The sequence below is a fragment of the Neobacillus niacini genome, assembly GCF_030817595.1.
Taxonomy (GTDB): Bacteria; Bacillota; Bacilli; order Bacillales; family Cytobacillaceae; genus Neobacillus; species Neobacillus niacini_G.
In genome coordinates, this window is sequence record NZ_JAUSZN010000001.1 from 319425 (window position 1) to 338598 (window position 19174).

General features: G+C 38.2%; 18 protein-coding genes. 15 read left to right on the forward strand and 3 right to left on the reverse strand.

All coding sequences use genetic code 11. The annotated features are described in order from the left end of the window. Positions 1-61: 61 nt before the first annotated feature. Positions 62-211, forward strand: coding sequence for a hypothetical protein (locus QFZ31_RS01585; RefSeq protein ID WP_307300344.1), 150 nt, complete (start codon positions 62-64; stop codon positions 209-211). Positions 212-309: 98 nt separating this feature from the next. Here the strand turns inward: QFZ31_RS01585 and QFZ31_RS01590 are convergent, their stop codons facing one another. Together QFZ31_RS01590 and QFZ31_RS01595 are read right to left on the reverse strand one after the other, a co-directional pair. Further along, complete coding sequence (locus QFZ31_RS01590; RefSeq protein ID WP_307300346.1) at positions 310-726, reverse strand: organic hydroperoxide resistance protein; 417 nt, start codon at positions 724-726, stop codon at positions 310-312. A gap of 374 nt (positions 727-1100) precedes the next feature. After that, positions 1101-1790 (reverse strand): sigma-70 family RNA polymerase sigma factor, encoded by a 690-nt coding sequence (locus tag QFZ31_RS01595; RefSeq protein WP_307300347.1) that lies wholly within the window; start codon positions 1788-1790, stop codon positions 1101-1103. A 587-nt stretch (positions 1791-2377) separates the two neighbouring features. Between QFZ31_RS01595 and QFZ31_RS01600 the strand changes: the two genes are divergently transcribed. The 9 genes from QFZ31_RS01600 to QFZ31_RS01640 all read left to right on the forward strand — a co-directional run bounded on the left by QFZ31_RS01600 (position 2378) and on the right by QFZ31_RS01640 (position 13887). After that, positions 2378-4384 carry an ABC transporter permease subunit gene (locus QFZ31_RS01600; protein ID WP_307300349.1) on the forward strand — a complete coding sequence of 669 codons (2007 nt, stop codon included), beginning with the start codon at positions 2378-2380 and terminating at the stop codon, positions 4382-4384. Positions 4385-4502: 118 nt separating this feature from the next. Next, the gene (locus QFZ31_RS01605) at positions 4503-6017 is read left to right on the forward strand and encodes a spore germination protein (RefSeq protein ID WP_307300350.1); all 1515 of its coding nucleotides are present in this window, start codon (positions 4503-4505) and stop codon (positions 6015-6017) included. Then, positions 6014-7165 (forward strand): Ger(x)C family spore germination protein, encoded by a 1152-nt coding sequence (locus QFZ31_RS01610; RefSeq protein ID WP_307300351.1) that lies wholly within the window; start codon positions 6014-6016, stop codon positions 7163-7165. Before QFZ31_RS01605 ends, QFZ31_RS01610 begins: the two co-directional genes overlap by 4 nt. Positions 7166-7219: 54 nt before the next feature. Continuing rightward, positions 7220-8296, forward strand: a complete 1077-nt coding sequence (locus QFZ31_RS01615) for a GerAB/ArcD/ProY family transporter (RefSeq protein WP_307300353.1) — start codon at positions 7220-7222, stop codon at positions 8294-8296. Between the two features lie 768 nt (positions 8297-9064). After that, positions 9065-9706 (forward strand): FMN-dependent NADH-azoreductase, encoded by a 642-nt coding sequence (locus tag QFZ31_RS01620; protein WP_307300354.1) that lies wholly within the window; start codon positions 9065-9067, stop codon positions 9704-9706. Between the two features lie 264 nt (positions 9707-9970). Continuing rightward, a complete protein-coding gene (locus QFZ31_RS01625; RefSeq protein ID WP_307300355.1) occupies positions 9971-10411 on the forward strand; it encodes a DUF1641 domain-containing protein in 441 nt (146 codons plus the stop codon). Positions 10412-10450: 39 nt separating this feature from the next. Beyond that, positions 10451-11632 (forward strand): NAD(P)/FAD-dependent oxidoreductase, encoded by a 1182-nt coding sequence (locus QFZ31_RS01630; protein WP_307300356.1) that lies wholly within the window; start codon positions 10451-10453, stop codon positions 11630-11632. 725 nt (positions 11633-12357) lie between these two features. Further along, complete coding sequence (locus tag QFZ31_RS01635) at positions 12358-12771, forward strand: carboxymuconolactone decarboxylase family protein (protein WP_307300358.1); 414 nt, start codon at positions 12358-12360, stop codon at positions 12769-12771. Positions 12772-13428: 657 nt separating this feature from the next. Further along, the gene (locus tag QFZ31_RS01640; protein ID WP_307300359.1) at positions 13429-13887 is read left to right on the forward strand and encodes a carboxymuconolactone decarboxylase family protein; all 459 of its coding nucleotides are present in this window, start codon (positions 13429-13431) and stop codon (positions 13885-13887) included. A 141-nt stretch (positions 13888-14028) separates the two neighbouring features. Here the strand turns inward: QFZ31_RS01640 and QFZ31_RS01645 are convergent, their stop codons facing one another. Continuing rightward, positions 14029-14502 (reverse strand): CBO0543 family protein, encoded by a 474-nt coding sequence (locus QFZ31_RS01645; protein WP_307300361.1) that lies wholly within the window; start codon positions 14500-14502, stop codon positions 14029-14031. Between the two features lie 468 nt (positions 14503-14970). Here QFZ31_RS01645 and QFZ31_RS01650 point away from each other — a divergent pair, with 468 nt between their 5' ends. The 5 genes from QFZ31_RS01650 to QFZ31_RS01670 all read left to right on the forward strand — a co-directional run bounded on the left by QFZ31_RS01650 (position 14971) and on the right by QFZ31_RS01670 (position 19128). Further along, positions 14971-15909 carry a ring-cleaving dioxygenase gene (locus QFZ31_RS01650; RefSeq protein WP_307300363.1) on the forward strand — a complete coding sequence of 313 codons (939 nt, stop codon included), beginning with the start codon at positions 14971-14973 and terminating at the stop codon, positions 15907-15909. A 23-nt stretch (positions 15910-15932) separates the two neighbouring features. Beyond that, on the forward strand, positions 15933-16541 hold the full coding sequence (locus tag QFZ31_RS01655; protein ID WP_307300365.1) for a flavin reductase family protein: 609 nt from the start codon (positions 15933-15935) through the stop codon (positions 16539-16541). 39 nt (positions 16542-16580) lie between these two features. Then, positions 16581-17528: a ring-cleaving dioxygenase gene (locus QFZ31_RS01660; RefSeq protein WP_307300368.1), complete on the forward strand. Its 948-nt coding sequence runs from the start codon at positions 16581-16583 to the stop codon at positions 17526-17528. Further along, positions 17525-18127, forward strand: coding sequence for an alpha/beta hydrolase (locus QFZ31_RS01665; protein WP_307300371.1), 603 nt, complete (start codon positions 17525-17527; stop codon positions 18125-18127). Before QFZ31_RS01660 ends, QFZ31_RS01665 begins: the two co-directional genes overlap by 4 nt. 95 nt (positions 18128-18222) lie before the next feature. Next, entirely contained in the window at positions 18223-19128 is a 906-nt protein-coding gene (locus tag QFZ31_RS01670) for an alpha/beta fold hydrolase (protein WP_307300374.1), read from the forward strand. Positions 19129-19174: the final 46 nt, after the last annotated feature.

A 19174-nucleotide genomic window follows, 5' to 3' on the forward strand; every position in this document is an offset into this window, starting at 1 on the left:
CATGCCTGGGATGCATAAGATGCTGATCCAATCATATTGAGCTGCAGAACGAAATCACGTTATGATGATTTTATATTTATTACATACAGAAGAAAATAACGGCTTGGTAGACTCAGGTACTATTACGCCTATGTTAAAAAGAATGCAGGACCAAGAATTAGCCATTCGTGATGGTCTGGAGAGGATGAAAAAGCGGTTTTTGTTTGCTTGACTAACAAAAGGTACTAAAAGCCATGCATACTTATATATCAAAAATAACGAAACAAAAAGAACCTATTTGCAGCCGGAGTGCAAATAGGTTCTTTTTTACTATTCTACTGTTGTTTCTAATGAAACCTCAATGTTCCCTCTTGTTGCTTTTGAATATGGGCAGAACTCATGAGCTTCTTTCACTAATTGTTCGCCTACTTCTTGAGAAACACCATTAATATGTGCATGTAGAACTACACCGATTTTAAACCCATCGTCCACTCCGTCTTTCAATAAACTTACTGCCGCTGTAACAGATGACTCAATTTTGTGTTTGTTTTTTCTGGCAATCAGATTTAAAGCCCCATCGAAACAAGCTGAGTAACCTGCTGCGAATAGTTGTTCAGGATTTGAGCCTTCTTTCTTGTTGTTTGGTGACGGCATAACAAGATTCAAATCAATGATTCCATCGTCTGATTTTACTCTTCCTTGACGTCCACCTTGTGTTGTTGCTCTTGATGTAAATAGCAATGACATATAATCACCTCATAAATAATATTTCAAAATTAAAAGTTGATATGCTTAAACGGCCATTTACTAGTCCTTTAAGTTATTAAGGTATTCGTAAGATAATGGAAGGTGTTCAGCCCCTGCTATTACTATTCCATTGGGCTTACAATTGTTCCATTCAGATATATTTCATTTAATAGTATCTCTTTGTGTGTATTATGTAAAAAATTATTTCATTTTCCTACATGTTTCAGCTTGTCTGGGTCTCGTTAAAATATATGTTGCCAATCATTTTATTTCGACATGAATCATCCCGCCTGTGTGAATACGTCCTTTGGAACGAAGAATAAGAGCGGGTTGTCCATTAGTTTGACTGATTTCAAAATCTGATATTCCCTCAATCATTGGTGCCTGACGTACAGGGCCAAACAGAAACGTTTCAACATGATCTCGTGTTTCAATTGATTCACCAGCGGCCAATACTTTGCCACCTCCATTTGAGACCAGTACAACAATTTGATCATAGATACGACCTGATTTTGTTTCCCTTGTTTGATTGCTTTTATTAAATAGTTAACTATTTCTTGAGAAACGGCTTCAGAATGAACTACCTCTTCAGAACTAATCCCCATCTTTGCACTTGCACGGCTGTATATTTTGCGGCAATTGATATCGCTTTTTCCTATTATTTCTGCTATCTCATGATATTCAAAGCTAAGTGCTACACGAAGGACAAAAACGACACGTTCCGGAGGTGTAAGCTTTTGAGCTAGCACAAGTATCCCGTAAGACAATTGATCATCACGGACGACCGAGTCAATTGTATCTTCTTCAGAATTAAGAAGGGGCTCTGGAAGCCATTCTCCAAAATATTGTTCGTGCTTCTTGCGAGCTGTTTTTTGTAAATCCCGACATCGATTCGTTACCATTTTACAAAGATAAGCTTTAGGTTCACCCAACTTCTCCGGCGGTACGTCATATAATTTTAAAAAAACGTCATGTACAACATCTTCCGCGTCTGAAACCGATCCTGTCATTTGGTACGCGAGTTTAAACAACAACATTTTATATTTTTCGTACAGTTCTTGCATATTTTCACTTCCATTCTATGTCTACCATTCACTAATTCGTAGCAGGGGCTATAAATATAACGAGATAAGAAGCAATTTTGTGACATATTAAAATATTCTTCCTCAAATAAATTGACGGCTTGTCACAGAACGGAGCACTGATTTCTCGAGTATTCGGGAGGAATAGACAAAAATTATGTTAAGTATTTCCATTGCCTCAGATTCAAGTTAATTTCATACGAGGTTTCTGTTTAAAAGTTAGTCCAAATTTATGGATAATTAGTCACAAAAATGGCCTTTAAATCGTTAAGTTTGTAAATCCTCTTCGATTATTCGGAAACTCGACAAGCTGGAGCATGTTAGGGTATGGGGTTTCACAAAAAAAGAACCCATTGGTGGTGGATGATGAAGCTTGTTAGATTCGTTACATATTATTTACTAGGGGTTATTTCGATTATTTGCGTGAGTGTTTTTACGCAATATATTTCTACTATAAGAATACCCGAATCGCCAGGATATTTTGAGCAATTATACGACTTCTTTGTAAGCTTGTTCTGGCCAGAGTCATGGATTTATATAAAGGATGGTTCCGCCAGTGGGGCTCGATGATGGAGATTATGTGGCCTGCCTTTATCTATTCGACGCAAATCCTGGTGGGTGCACTCGCATTAGGTTTCGGTGTTGCTATCTTCTTTGCCTTAGGATCAACTTTTTTACCTAAAGTAGTGCTTCGTCCAATTAAAAGAATTCTCGATTTGCTAGAGTCGATTCCGGACATGATTGTAGCTACGCTCTTACAAGTATTGGCGATAGCCATATTCAAAGCAACCGGAATAACGATTTTCGAAGTAGGCAGTTTTAAGGAAAAGGCTTATTTAGCGCCAATTATTACATTGTCCATCCTGCCAGGGGTGTCGATGTTCAAAATATTGCAGCTTATGATTGAGGAAGAATTCTTGAAGGTGTATGTTACCTTTGTAAAAAGCAAAGGAATAAGAAAATTCGACATCTTGATTAAGCATATCATCAAAAACATCATGCCGATTTCGTTTCATCATATGAAAATTATTATTTGGGGAGCACTATCCAGTCAATTTATTATCGAACGGATTTTTAATGTTCACGGACTAACCTACTTCCTGCTAGATGCCTTTAAACCGATGATGGTTTTCGTCGCCCTTACGCTGATTTTTACCCCCTTTTATTTTTTCTTTCAGCTAATTGATTCCTGGCTGAAGGAGGAGAATACACTGTCTTACGAGACAAGAACAAGGGATTGGAGTCTCAGTAGTTTAGTGGTAGGGATAAAGATGTATATAGAAAATATTGTTTTTACGATTAAATCTATCAATCTGCGAAAACTATCGCCATTACGTCCGATTCTCAACGTCCTTATCGCATTCGGGACACACTTGAAAAATTGGAAATTTACAGTGGGAATCTTATTTTTTATTGTCACGATTGGCTACAGCATCATCTATTCGGTTACTACCGATAATCATGTCGATCAAGTCCGCCTCCATTATGCGGAAGACGGCGTAACGCTGATCAGTGCGATGCCGCATGCGCCGACAAAACCATTTTTCTTTGGGTCTGACAAACTTGGTTATAGCCTTTTTGATCAATTAGTCATTGGCGCAAAATATACCTTAATTTTTGCCTTATTAATTGCTTTACTACGTGTGGTCGGCGGACTGCTATTTGGGGTAATTTACGCTTTTCACCTCAAACCACGGACCCAGAATTGGCTTGGCAAGTTAATTGACTCTATTCACTTCCTGCCATTAAGTCTAATAGCCTACCTTCTGTTGGCACCGATCTTACTGCCAGTGCTAGATGGATACGGCTATGTCTTTACCTTTACTTTTACAGAACGAATCCTTTTAGAAATGTTGATTTTAACGATTTTGGTGGTTCCATTAACCACTGTTTTATTAGGAAAAGAGATACAGCGCGTTATGGATAATGAATTCATTGCAAGCGCAAAAGTATTAGGAGGAAGTAGATTCCATTTATTCTGCCGTCATGTTTTCCCGCACATCGGCCCACGATTAACCATCTTGTTTGGGCAGCAGTTTATTCAAGTTCTACTAATCTTTATTCATTTAGGGATTTTCAAATTTTTCTTTGGCGGGACAAAACTCTCCTTTGATCCAATGGCAGCCGATCCGCCAATGTCGATAACCAATGAATGGTCAGGATTAGTAGGTGAAATCGGCCGAATTGCTCTAAGCTCAGGACAATTTTGGTATCTGTGGATTTTAGCTGCCTTTATGTTTGCGATCTTCGCAATGCAGCTGATTATTCAAGGTGTCAAAGAAGTCCAGCAAGCAAAGGTTGGGGTTTTATATAAAGTACCAAAAGCCCGTCGTAAAAATGCTCCTTCAAAAACAAAAGAAGTGCAAAGTTTCAAAACAAGGCTTCAAAAGAATCGAACGGAGTTTTTAAAACGTAGGACTGTGGTAAAGCTCATCCGTGATTGGAGGAATCAGCAGGCTAGATTAAAAATGCTAAAACGTAAAAACCGCTCAATTGAGCGGTTTTATTTACTCATCAGAAGTTATCGTAAATACTGCTTTAAACCCAAATCTGTGTGGGTTAAGTTGGGCTTTTAGTGGATGATACCTTAGGAAACGAAAAACCCGCGAGACGACTAGAGGATCAGATTAGAAGAAAGTATATTTTGTATAAATAGGGGATAACTAAATTAACATAGTCGTGAAGGTAGGACAAATGATGGTATTGTTTGGAAACACACAACAAAATAACGAAGGTAAAACCAATTTAAATCTTTCTGCCGAAAATATGGATAAAAATATTGGAAAAAATATTCTAGAGAATGAGGAAACGTTTAAAAAGATATTTAATCGTAGTTCGGATATAATGTTTCGCGAAATTAAGATTCAAGGCAAAACGAAGCTTATCTTGATTTATGTTGACGGGATGGTAAATACAGATATTGTCATTTCTAACATTTTAGAACCATTGATGTACGCTGGCCTGCCGCAAGGTCTTGGGGCGGTTGATAGTGTTTCCGAGATGTTGGAGCAGGATAGATTTACGGTGTTACAAACGAAGAAGGTCTCCAGCGTAAATGATATATCTGAATCTATTTTAAAAGGGAATCTTGCTTTATTTATCGACGGGGAAAGTATTGCTTTACTAGCTGATGTTAAAAAAATTGAGACCCGAAGTATACAAGAGTCTTCCTTAGAGCCAGCCCTTCGCGGATCAAGAGAAAGTTTTACCGAGAACCTGCGAACGAATACGACGTTGATCCGCCGGATTATTGCATCCCCTAACCTGAAAGTTGAAGAATTAAAAATCGGAAAACTGACGAGAACCGATGTAGCTGTTGTCTATATTGAAGGAGTTGCTTCAATATCTGTCCTCGATGAAGTCGTTAATCGAATTAAAAAAATTCAAATGGATGGGGTACTTGAATCGGGAATTATCGAGGAATCCATTGAAGAAAACCATTTTTCTCCCTTTCCCCAAATCATGAACAGTGAGCGTCCAGATGTTGTTGCCGCTGGATTGATTGAGGGGAGAGTGGCGATATTAACCAACGGATCCCCAGTGGCACTTGTCGCTCCCATGACGTTTTGGGGTGGGGTACAGGCACCAGACGATTACCATCAACGATTCTTGTTTGTAACGATGATTCGATGGGTCCGCTATATCTTTACCATCTTTTCGGTTCTTTTACCATCCTTGTATATTGCATTAACCAACTTTCATCCTGAAATGGTTCCGCCCAATCTAATGTTGAATATTGCAGCACTGCGGGAAAGAGCACCGTTTCCGACGATGATTGAATTATTATTAATGGAGTTCATGTTTGAAGGCTTGCAGGAAGCTGGAATTCGTTTGCCAAAACAAATAGGTCCTCTTGTAAGTATAGTTGGGGCATTAGTCATTGGGGAATCAGCCGTCAGTGCCGGAATCATTTCCGCACCTATTGTCATTGTCGTATCGGCAGCCGGAATTGCATCGTTTATTATTCCTCGATATAGCTTCGGTTTCCCCTTGCGTATGTTAAGATTCCCTTTACTTATCTTGTCTGGAATATTTGGCCTTTTGGGAACAGCGATTGGGATTTGTACGATTTTCATTCACTTGCTTCATCTTCATTCATTTGGGACTCCTTACCTTTCCCCGGTGGCTCCGCTTAACAAGCGTGGGCTTAAGGATGTGTTGTTAAGATGGCCACGAAGGCTTGCAAAAAATGAGAGGGATCAACCATGATGCGTACTGCTAAACTTTGTTTACTATTTCTATTACCTCTTTGGCTCACAACCGGCTGCTGGAACCTTAAGGAACCGGATCAACTCTCATTTGTCACAGGAAATGGACTAGATTTGACAGAAGACGGGAAATTGGAAGCGAGTACTCTTGTAGTTGTACCAACGGGGGTTGCTGGTGGCGGACAAATCAGTGGGGGAGGAAAGAAAGAAAGCTTTCATGTGATAAGTGCTACTGGTGCTAACGTTACAGAGGCGATTGTGAAGATTCAAGCAAAACTATCGCGAGTTGTATTCCAAGGGCATCGAGATATCGTCCTTGTCGGACAAAAATTGGCAAAACAGGGAATGGGTGAAACATTCGATCCGTTCATTCGGAATGCCCAATCACATATAGTTTCATTAGTATTTGTGGTGAAAAATGGAAATCCAAAAGACGTCTTTTCAAATGAGCCAATGTTTGAGCCGAACATTTCAATAGCACTTGAGAAGGAGCAAAAAGCATTAGGCTTCAAACCGTATCTATCCCGTGAGTTTATTGCGGATGTAATGAGTGATGGAATACAGCCTCTATTACCGGCAGTTAGTTTAAATTCCACAAAACACTTTAGTTATTCTGGATTTGCCATTCTAAACAAAGACGATGGTGTGAAATTGGTGGGATTCTTAAATAGGAAAGATTCATATTATGCAGCTTGGATGACTGACAGACTAACAAGTCTCACACTCACTTCATTTGTTCCCAAAGGGGATGGAAACGTTAGTTTAAGGTTAGAAAAATTGGGTCGGCGGATTCGGGTGAAAAAAGTCGATGAGCGAATTCAAATTAGCGTCCATCTTAAAGGAGAAGGAACCATCATGGAAAACAATACAAACCTAGACCCATCTAAACGAAAGGATCTTTTGCTCATACAAGATGAACTTAGTCATAAGACACAGAAATCTGTACAACTACTTGTCAAAAAAGTTCAAAAGAAATACAAAATTGACATCTTCGGGTTTGGTGAAAGTGTACATCAACAATATCCTCAAAAGTGGAAAACGTTAAAGAAAAATTGGACCAAGATATTTCCTACTGTTGATGTTTCGGTCAAAGTAGACCTTCAAATCAATGATCCGGGTATAACCAATTCGTCTTTGAATAAGCCTTAAATTTCATTCAGGCTGCTAGCTGTTGATTTTCTATAAGGAGTGGGCAAAAAATCTATGAAGCTTTCAGGAACGCAACTGGTGTGGATCATGGTAACGACTGAAATAGCAGCAATGCTCGGATTAAGAATTACGCCAGCAATCCAAGTGGCGAAACAGGATGCGTGGCTTTCTATGATAGTTGGGGGTATTATAGGTGTAGCTTTAACCTTTTTGGTTGTTCATCTATGTATTCTCCACCCCAACCAAACATTGTTTCAATTTAGCCAAGCACTGTTAGGTAAATGGTTAGGAAGATTGATTGTCCTTCCATATTTGGTTTCCTGGTATATTCTAACTGCTGTGTTACTGCGTGCCTTTGCAGATTTTATCCATCTTATACTTCTAAACAAAACTCCACTGTGGATAATCATACTTCTTTTAATAGGTTTAGTGACTTATTTGTCCTATTCTTCAGGCATAACGGGAATTGGGCGATTTTGTGAACTGGTAGGGCCCATAATTATTTTAACGTTGATTGTGAGTTTCATTTTAATTGTACAAAACTTAGAAATGCATCATTTACTACCTTTCTATGCTGATTCCGAATGGATGAACATATTAAAGGGATCGATTGCCCCTGCTTTTTGGTTCTCAGGTCAGTTCGTCTTATTGGTTATCGTTTCTTTTGTGCAAAACACCAAAAAGGTCCTTTCAAAATCCATCCTAGGCGTAGGAATTACTATTTTCATAATCGTTACTGCCACCCTTATTTCCCTGTTGGTCTTTGGGCCGAATTTATCAGCCAAATTAAGATTTCCTTATTTTTCCGCTGTTAGAACGATTGATATTTTAAATTTCATTCAAAACGCTGATCTCTTTGTCTTGTTTATTTTGGTCTTTGGGGTGATTGCCCAAGCTTCCCTTTATTTTTTTATTGCAAGCTATGAAATGGCAAATTGGATTAATGTGAAAGATTGGCGAAGAATTATATGGTTCAGCGCGCCTGCGATCGCTATTATCACTATTTTGATTCCTGGTGCATCAGCATTTACATTATTCGACGAATTTTGGACAACTGTGGTATTCCCAGTTTGTGGTATTGGTATCCCTCTTTTCTTATGGACCATTTCAGCGGTCAAAAAGAAAGCATAGGAAAGGAAGGTTTGAAGAAGCTTATTTCAATGAGCTTCTTTTTGTTTTGTATGTAAAAATAATTTCGATATTTGTATTATTTTATTTCGAGTCATTTCCATATGAAAGAAATCATAATGCTTACATAACAGGGAAGAAATTCATTCAGACATGTTTCGATTAGACTTACGAGGGAGACCTACATGAGGAATATTGCTGCTAAATTTTATTACTGATGCCGGATTTGGACAAAGTTATAATCAACAATTTCTTAAAGGTGTCTTCTAGAGTTGTTTGGTTGCATATTTGCCACCTGTTTATACAGAGCGCGGTCAAAGTCTGATGCAGATTAAATACGGTATTGACAGATGAAACTAATGTTGCGGTGATGCTTTTTTACGTTGAGTAATAATGGATGGTTAAAGGTAAACGCAGGGATAATCATTTAATCGGAACGAACCAATCTAATTCTGACTGCTTGTCACAGAATGGGACACTTAGTCGTTATATATTTGAAGGCAAATGAAGGTGAAGATGACATCGGGTAAGGTACTTTTAATTCGGGAATAATCTTTACTGTTTGATCTTCTAGTTGTGTATTTACAGTTACATGTTTATACATTGATTACAATTCAGTTAATAAGGAAAAGAGAGGTATACCACTAAAGCGGGTCTTACCTAACGATTTGTAAGAGCAATTAATAGTAGTAGATTAAAGGAATAAAACTTGGAACAAATCTTATTGAGCTTTAATTATTCATAAAAAATCAAAGAAAAAGGTGATATGTTTTGTCAACAGTACTATATATAACAGCACATCCATTGAATGAAGAAAATTCCTATAGTCTAGCAGTAGGTAAAGAATTTATTGAGACTTATCGTGAAAATAATCCGAATGATGAAGTCGTTCATCTTGACCTGTTTAAAATGAATATTCCTCAAATTGATGCGGATGTACTTGGCGCTTGGGGTAAATTAGGTAAAGGAACTGCTTTTGATCAATTGTCTAGTGTTGAACAAGCTAAAGTGGGTCGTCTAGGTGAATTAGTTGATCAATTTGTTGCAGCGGATAAGTATGTATTTGTAAATCCAGTGTGGAACTTCTCATTTCCACCAGTTATGAAAGCCTATATTGACTCCATTTGTGTTTCAGGTAAAACTTTTAAGTATACCCCTGGAACAGGACTAGTTGGTTTACTGAATAGTAAAAAAGCTGTTCATATTCAAGCAAGTGGAATGGTGTTGTCTCCAGGCACTGATTTTGCCGGAATGGAAATAAGTGATCGCCATCTAGGTGTTATTGTGAAGTTCCTAGGAATATCAAACTACGAAACTATCTTTGTTGAAGGTATAAAGGCAGATCCTGATCTAGCTACTTCAATTAAAGAAAAAGCTATTAAAAAAGCAAAAGATGTTGCTAATAGATTTTAATAAATCTTAAAACCAACCCGTATTAAGAAAAAAATATTATACTTTGTCACAAAATTGCTCCTCAGCTCGTTTTATTCCTAACCCTGCTTATGGTAGGAATCTTGTGAGTTCTTTATAATCACACAGCCAACTTTTTTTTTGAATTATTTGTGCAATGCTTCACAAACTTCTTAAACCGTTAGAGATTCAAGTGTTACTATAGGAAGGGTAGCCTCTTTAGCTCCTTATATTTAGGATATTACTATACGCAAAGGAGAATTAGAAATGTCAGAAACAATTACTCAAACAAAGCCTAAACAAGAAACACTAAACTTGTCAGGTAATCAAGAACAACTTGATATCCTTGAACGGCTATTAAAACCTGAGGTTCAGGAGTCCTTGACTACGTTAGTAGATCAGCTTCCAAAATTGACTGAACTTGTTAATATTTTGACTAAGTCTTATGACTTTGCTCAATCTGTCGCTACTGATGAAGTACTAAAAAATGATACTGTTGGAGCGATACAAGAAATTTTTGAACCTGTAACACACAGTGTAAAAAACATCGCATCAATTGCTATTGAAGCAAAAGATCGTGCAGAGGAAAGCAACGAAGTGATTGGCCTTTTTGGTCTTTTAAAAATGTTAAAAGATCCACAAGTTCAGAAGTTATTCCGTTTTGTAAACGCTTATCTTCAAATTACTGCAGAACGAGATAATAAATAATACTTGTTAATTTTCAAAAGTAAGAACGGAGGATTAACTATGTCTAAACATATCGTCATCTTAGGTGCGGGTTATGGCGGACTTCTAACTGCTTTAACCGCTCGCAAATATTTATATAAAGCTGAAGCACAAATAACAGTGGTAAACAAATATCCAACTCACCAAATCATCACTGAACTGCACCGCCTTTCAGGGGGAACAATTGCTGAACAAGCCATTTCTATACCTTTAGAAAAACTTTTCAAAGGAAAAGATATTAATCTTAAAATTTCAGAGGTTGAATCTTTTTCAGTAGACAATAAACTAGTGAAGCTTGCCGATGGTTCTACTTTAACTTATGATGCCCTTGTTGTTGGTTTGGGAAGTCAAACTGCTTACTTCGACATTCCAGGACTTGAAGAGAACAGCATGGTGTTAAAATCTGTTGCTGATGCAAACAACATTTACAATCATTTTAAAGATCGCATTCGTGAATATGCTCAAACGAAAAATGAAGCAGATGCAACCATTCTAATAGGCGGCGGGGGATTAACTGGTGTTGAATTAGTTGGTGAAATCGTTGATAATATGCCTAAAGTTGCTAAAGGCTATGGTGTTGATCCTAAAGAATTGAAAATCATGCTCGTAGAAGCTGGTCCAAAAATTCTCCCAGTTTTACCTGATCAATTAATTGAACGTGCAACGACTAGTTTAGAGGCGCGCGGCGTTGAAATCTTAACAGGTCTTCCTGTAACAAATGTTAAAGGAAATGAAATCGGCTTGAAAGATGGCCGCAAAATCGTAGCAAATACTTTCGTTTGGACAGGTGGAGTACAGGGCCTTCCTATAGTTGGAGAATCAGGTCTTGTAGTAGATCGTAACCGTGCAACTGTTAATAGTTTTCTTCAATCTAATTCACATAATGACGTATTTATTGTCGGTGACAGTGCTGTTGTCTTCCCTCCAGAAGGTGGTCGTCCATACGCACCTACTGCACAAAATGCTTGGCAAATGGGTGAACTTGTTGGGTACAATCTATTTGCATACTTACAAGACAAAACATTTGAAGAGTTTGCACCAATTAACTCAGGTACACTTGCAAGCTTAGGTCGTAAAGATGGTGTTGCTACTATTGGAGCCAACTCAATTCCACTTCAAGGGCTGCCAGCTACTCTAATGAAAGAAGCAAGTAACATACGCTATTTGTCACATATTAAAGGACTGTTCAGCTTAGCCTATTAAATCTTAATAATAAAATTTGTAAATAATGAATAGGTTTTTGTTTCATAGAGGTGACTCAAACACAAATGGCTTGATCAGCCACCACTAACGATGAACTATTTGCGATTGTAGCCTATGCTAATTCCATTTGAAGTCAATAATGGAATTAGCAGGTTATAGTCGTTTTCTTTTTGGTAAAGACTCCCACGTGACTCGTACAGGTCAAATACATCTACGAGTACTTTCTGATTGTTAATATAGAGAAATTTTTTAAAAACTCTTTTAATTAAACACCTTGTCACAGAATGAATCACTTAGTCGTTATATAGGTGTAGATGGAGAAGTAAAGGAAGCAGTATTACAAAAGGTAAGCTGCTTCCATAAGGTCAACTAATACTTCATCAGGATTTAAACAATAATTAATCAAGGGGGATTGTAACTAGTAGGTAAATCGTAGGGATAATCATTGAACGAACCAATCTAATTCTAATTGACTACTTGTCACAGAATGGGACACTTAGTCGTTATATATTTGAAGGCAACTGAAGGTGAAGATGACATCGGATAAGGTACTTTTAATTCGGGAATAATCTTTACTGATTGATCTTCTAGTTGTGTATTTACAGTTACATGTTTATACATTGATTACAATTAATAAGGAAAAGAGAGGTATACGAATTATGACTGAACGTATTAATTATATGAAAGAATCACCAGAATTTTTTTAAAAATTGATGGAACTTAGCATGCAAGAGAAGGAAAGTTCAATTGAAGAATCAACCCGTCATTTAGTTCACATCAGAGCTTCACAAATGAATGGATGCGGCTTTTGCTTAGATATGCACGTTAAAGAAGCTAAAATCCATGGAGAGAGAGAGCTTCGTCTTTATCACATCCCAATTTGGCGTGAATCAACACTATTTAGTCCACGTGAGCGTGCGGCACTAGCATGGACAGAGATTTTGACAAAGATGCCTGAGCATGGTGTACCTGATGACATTTATGACCGAGTTCGTGGTCAGTTTTCAGAAAGAGAGTTATCAGATCTTACCTTCTCAGTTATGGCAATTAATGCTTGGAACCGTGTTAATGTTGCTTTCCAAACGGAACCAGGATCAGCTGACAAAGCGTATGGATTAACAAAAGCTGGCCTAAGCTAAAATTTATATAAGCAATATGATATCGACCATGAGGTAGTGGCAACATCGACTTCTCTAGGTGTCAACACCATTTTCTGATGAATGTTAAACTAAGAGAATTTCATAAATCAATAAAACAGAAAAACCGCTATCTTTAAGGATATCGGTTTTTCTGTTTTCTTATATTTACTCCGGATTTTGGGAGTATATCCGGTTCCTTAAGGTCGAAAACTCGGACCTATTAGCTCCAAAGATAGGTTCCCCTTTCCGGCATAACCGGAAACAAAGCTGTATAAACTAAGGTTGTCAATGTGCGGAATTTCAGTCCGACCACCCCGCATTGTAACGACCAGTGCTAATGAGCTGCAATCTGTGATCCCTCATAATAATCCGGGTGTACGATGACGGTGTGTTTGTTCATCCTTAACTACGGGTTATCCAAGTTGACAGGCATCATGAATTGGAAGCTTATCGCTTGTCTAATGAGTTCGTCTGGCTGGCGTACGATTTCCATGTCCGAAGAACGGATATCGAATGAAAGTAATGAATTTAACGGATTTTCAATGATAATTCAAAACATCGACAGGCCTTGATGTGTTGCTTCAAATTTAGAATTCGCTTGGTTTTATCTTCTGAGAATATTGGTCAATATACTTCAGTAAAGAGGGAGGTAGAGTTATGACACAACGTGTAAATTTCGCTCAACAATCACCAGAACTCTTCAAAAAGTTCTTGGCTTTTACCAACGCCTTAGGTGAAAGCTCAATTGAAGAGAAAACACTCGATCTCGTATCAATCAGGGCTTCACAAATAAATGGGTGTGGATTTTGCGTAGATATGCACGTCAAACAGGCCAAGATCCATGGCGAGAGCGAGGTTCGCCTCTCTCACATCTCAACTTGGCGGGAATCGACTCTGTTTACTCCACGGGAAAGGGCCGCTCTGACATGGACCGAAATCCTGACCAATCTGCCTAATCAAGGCGTGCCTGACGACGTTTATGACAGTGTTTGTGCTCAGTTATCTGAAAAAGAAATCTCGGACCTTAGTTTCTTGGTTGTTTCGGTCAATGGGTGGGACCGCATAAACATCGGCTTCAAGACTGAAACGGGACGTCTGTCGCGGAATTTGAATTAGAATCAACTATAGGGAATGGTTAGCGGAAGAAGGCTTAGATAACGAGCCTTCTTCATGTCTACTATTAGTTATTAATCACACCTTTAACATTAATTATTTAATCAGCATTCGTGTATTCGACTTTCTGGAACAGCCTTCTATTTACTTAGGAAGTGGAGGATGAAATATTATCCATAACAAAATTATATTTAAAATAGATAAAAGCCATGCTACCCATGGTTTCCATCTATGAATAGCCAGTAAAGAAAATGTCATTAAGTTAAAAATGAATGACCAGGTTAGAGTCCATCCATGATTATGAACTATACTATCGTTTAAATAAGCAATTATTTCAATGGCTTGGAAAATCATTGCCCACAAAATAACCCAACATAATTTTTTAATATTTGACTTAGGAAATCTGCCTAAGAAAACAACAATGACAGAAGGGTAATTTATAAACGCTATTGCAGTAGCAATAATCGTATGGGTAGGAAGAATAAAGTGGTCAATCCAAACAGGACGAAATTCCCATACCCTAAAATCGTGAAGTAACGAAGCGTATAGCAGGTCACCTATAATCCAAAATAATAAAGTTGAGTAAAATTCATTTAATCGTCTCCAAACACCAATCAATAAACTAATTAGGATAAAAAAACAACAAAAATTGTTTGCATAGAATCCCCTAAATAAATGTATTTTGTTGTTTATTATTTCCTTTTTACTAATAATAATGATACATACTTCTTATTAAGCTCATATGAATGAACTGTTAGCCCACCATACCCAATTGTTTTTATAGTGGTATTGCAGCTTAAATTTCTCATTATTGAAATTATTTAGTAGGTTAATTGTTTTAAACATTTTGAATGATGTAGTATGAAATGTTAGTTCAATTTTAATGTGTTAATTTGTCACAAAATTGCCCTTCCACCCGTTATATTTGTTGACCCTCTTCGAGTTAACCTCTTAACTCCATGTGCATATCTAGGCAAAACCCTCCCCATTCATTATGGAGGGGCTCTGATGTGAACAAGATGGAGGATTTTCTCTTCAGGGTGAAAAGTTTCTTTAGGGATTTTACATTAAAAAGGAGTGTTGAAAATGAGTAAAAAAACAATGGGTATTCACCATATTACGGCGATTGTAGGACAGCCGCAAGAGAACGTAGATTTTTACGCAGGAGTTTTAGGTTTGCGTTTAGTCAAGCAAACTGTCAATTTTGATGATCCAGGTACTTATCACCTTTATTTTGGTAATGAAAGTGGTAAACCAGGAACCATTATTACTTTCTTTCCATGGGCAGGAGCCCGCCCGGGAATCATTGGTGACGGTCAAGTAGGAGTAACATCTTATGTTGTGCCAAAAGGTGCTATGGAATTTTGGACAAAAAGACTAGAAAAGTTCAATGTGCCATATACAATCATGGAACGATTTGGAGAGCGGTATTTGGAATTTGATGATTTTCATGGTCTTCACTTAGAAATTGTTGAAAGAGAAGAGGGAGAAATCAATACTTGGAATTTTGGTGAGGTAACACCTGAAGTGGCTATCAAAGGTTTTGGCGGTGCTACTCTATTATCAACCCAGCCTGATAAAACGGCTAAATTGTTAGAAAAAGTATTGGGACTTGAATTAGTCGGTAAAGAAGGAGACTTCGCTCGTTATCGTTCCACTGCGGAAATCGGAAATATTATCGACCTTAAATTAACTCCTAATGGACGCGGGCAAATGGGTGTTGGCACTGTTCACCACATTGCATGGCGGGCAATAGATGACGAAGATCAATTGGAATGGCAAAAATACGTGGCCTCTAAAGGATATGGAGTTACTCCTGTTCAAGATAGGAACTACTTTAATGCCATTTACTTCAGAGAACATGGCGAGATACTGTTTGAAATTGCAACTGATCCTCCAGGGTTCGCACATGATGAAACATATGAAACAATGGGTGAAAAATTAGTGTTGCCATCGCAGTATGAACCTCATAGAGAACAAATTGAAGGTGGGTTATTACCGTTTGAAGTAAGAAAACTAGACTGATTTCACGAAAAGGGATGATTTCGTTGCTTTCAATTGATCCAGCTTCATTGTCTGAGAGAGAAAATTATAAATTTCTGATAGGTAGTATCATACCTAGACCGATTGCTTTTGTCACAACGAATTCAAAAGATGGCGTTTTAAATGGTGCTCCATTTAGCTATTTTAATATTGTGTCATCTAATCCCCCGATGATTTCATTATCTATCCAACGTCCATCGGGGAAACAAAAGGATACAGCGAGAAACATCATTGAGTCCAAAGAATTTGTGGTTCATATTGTCGATGAACAAAATGTTGAAATGATAAATAAAACTGCTGCAAACCTTCCGCCTGAAGAGAGTGAGATAGAGTTAGCTAGTTTAACTCCAACAGTAAGTGTGAAAATTTCAGTTCCAGGTGTTAAGGAAGCGAAGATCCGAATGGAATGTTCATTAGAGCATTCCATTGGTTTGGGAGGCACGGAGACTGAAGGATGTGATTTTATTATAGGAAAAGTGGTTCAATTTCATATTGCAGAAGACATTTATGAGAATGGAAGAATTAATCCTAGAGGTTTAGCTGCTGTAAGTCGGTTAGCAGGTAATTATTACGCGAAAATCGGTGAGATTTTTGAAATCGACAGACCCCAATAATTCATTATTTAATCTCATTGTTGAAATGGAGAGGAAAAAATGCAAAAAACAGCAGGTATCCATCATATCACAGCCATGGTTAACGATGCTCAAAGAAATATAGATTTTTATGCCGGTGTCCTTGGGCTAAGACTCGTAAAAAAAACCATAAATTTTGATCGACCAGAAGTGTACCATCTTTATTTTGGAAATGAAACGGGGCAACCAGGTACAGTCATTACCTTTTTTCCTTGGGCGAAACAGTTAAAAGGGCGCATTGGGCAAGGACAGGTTGGTGTGACGAGTTTTGTTATCCCGGTGGGTTCGGTTCCATTTTGGGAAAATCGATTTCGGAAATTTGGAGTTGAGTTTACTTCAACCATACGCTTTGGTGAAAAATACTTAATATTTAACGATCCTGAAGGACTCCAACTTGAACTGACGGAGCGAGATGAAGGAGCAACTAATACTTGGAACTTCGGTGGAGTTCATGCAGAAAACGCGATTAAAGGATTTGGCGGAGCTGTTTTGTATTCTGCACAGCCACATAAAACAACTGGCGTTCTAGAAAATATATTAGGGTTAGATTGCATTGGTCAAGAAAATAAATTCCTAAGATTTAAATCTGATGGAAATATAGGAAACACCATTGATATTCACTTAAATCCTTCCGTTCGAGGGTTGATGGGAGCAGGAACGGTTCACCATATAGCATGGAGAGCTAAGGATGAAGAAGATCTTCTCAAATGGAGTTCACTTCTCCAAGATAAAGGCTATTATCCAACTGAAGTTCGTGATCGTAACTACTTTAAAGCCGTGTATTTTCATGAAGAAGGGGGTATCCTCTTCGAAATAGCGACCGACCCACCAGGGTTTTCAGTGGATGAACCTGTCGATGAACTAGGTAAAAAACTCATGCTGCCATCTTGGTTAGAGTCACAAAGAGAAGAATTAGAAGAAACCTTAACTCCTGTGGAGGTTCGTGTTCTGGAGGGAGATAAAGAATGAAACATATATTCAATAAAGGACAAAAACCAACAAAACCAACATTATTATTGCTTCATGGTACTGGTGGCGATGAATTAGACCTGTTGCCTCTTGCGGGAATGATAGATGATGAGGCTTCTGTCTTAAGCGTTCGAGGAAATGTATTAGAAAATGGAATGCCGCGATTCTTCCGTAGATTGGCTGAGGGAATATTTGATATAGAAGACCTTATTTTCCGAACAACAGAATTAAATGAGTTTCTAGATGAAGCATCAGAGAAATACGGTTTCAACCGAGATAATATTATCGCCATTGGATACTCAAATGGAGCCAATATCGCTGCAAGTTTATTATTTCATTATCAAAATGCATTAAAAGGTGCGATTCTTCATCATCCAATGGTACCGAGAAAAGGAATTGATCTTCCTGATTTAACAGGTAAGTCTGTGTTTATTGCTGCTGGGACAAATGATCCCATCTGTTCACCAATGGAATCTACTGAACTACAAAAGTTATTAGAAAAGGCAAATTCAAAGGTAGAAATTCATTGGGAGAATAGAGGTCATCAATTAACCCCCCAAGAAGTGGAAGCAGCAGCGAATTGGTATCGCAAGTTATAATCATATAAATATTAGTTAAGGAGGATTAATGAATGTTGTTAAAAAACGAAATTGGATCACTTATGTAATCATAACAATAGAAAGAAGGTACGCCCATGAACAATTCTTACTCCAATCCTTCAGTACCAGCATTTAAGGACGTACTATCTCAGGGTACACACGAAATCATGATCGATGGGCTTCGGCAGACCTATCACGTTGCAGGTAGTGGACCCATTTGTCTTGTTCATCCCGGAGGGCCAGGTTTCCATTGGAACTATTTACGCATGCCGCTGCTAGAGAAGTTTATGACTACTATTTATATAGAGCCGATCGGTACAGGTCAATCAGATATGCTGCCGGATGGAGAATACAGTATGTCCAAATACGCTTATTTCTCCCGAAAGGTGCTCGAGCATGTAGGGGCACTAGATTCCTATTTTCTAGGACATTCGCATGGCGGTTTTGTTGGGCTTCAATATGCTCTAAATTATCCGAATGAGCTTGCAGGGTTGATCGTTTATGACGGCGCTCCATGTAATGGGAAAGATTTAGGTATTGAAGCGACCAAGCAAATGGAATTCTTTGCACAGCGGTGGTCAGAACAACCGGAGGCTCAGGACGCGAAGCAGGCTTGGGCGGACATGGGGAGTGGAGCTGTATCAGTAAATGACAGAGAGTCATTCCTTGTTGTCCTGCAAAGACTGCTGCCCGCTTACTTTTGTGACTATTGGAACACGCATAAGGATTTCGAGGACTGGAAAGCTTCAGTAGACGCGACCATTGATATAAATAGAAAACCATTGAAATGGGATGTGCGGGATGTTATGAAGACTATCCAGACCCCAACGCTCGTCCTGGTCGGAGAGTATGACTTCATCTGTGGGACAAAATGGGCCAACGAGATGTCGGCAGCAATTCCAGAATCGCAGCTTGTAGTCATCAGTCGATGCGGACATATGGGGCATGTGGAGAAACCAGAAAAATTTACTAGCGCCATATGTGAATTTGTCATTAGATAGATCTAATAAAAATGATTAATAGAATAAAAGAAGTGCCTCAAGTTAT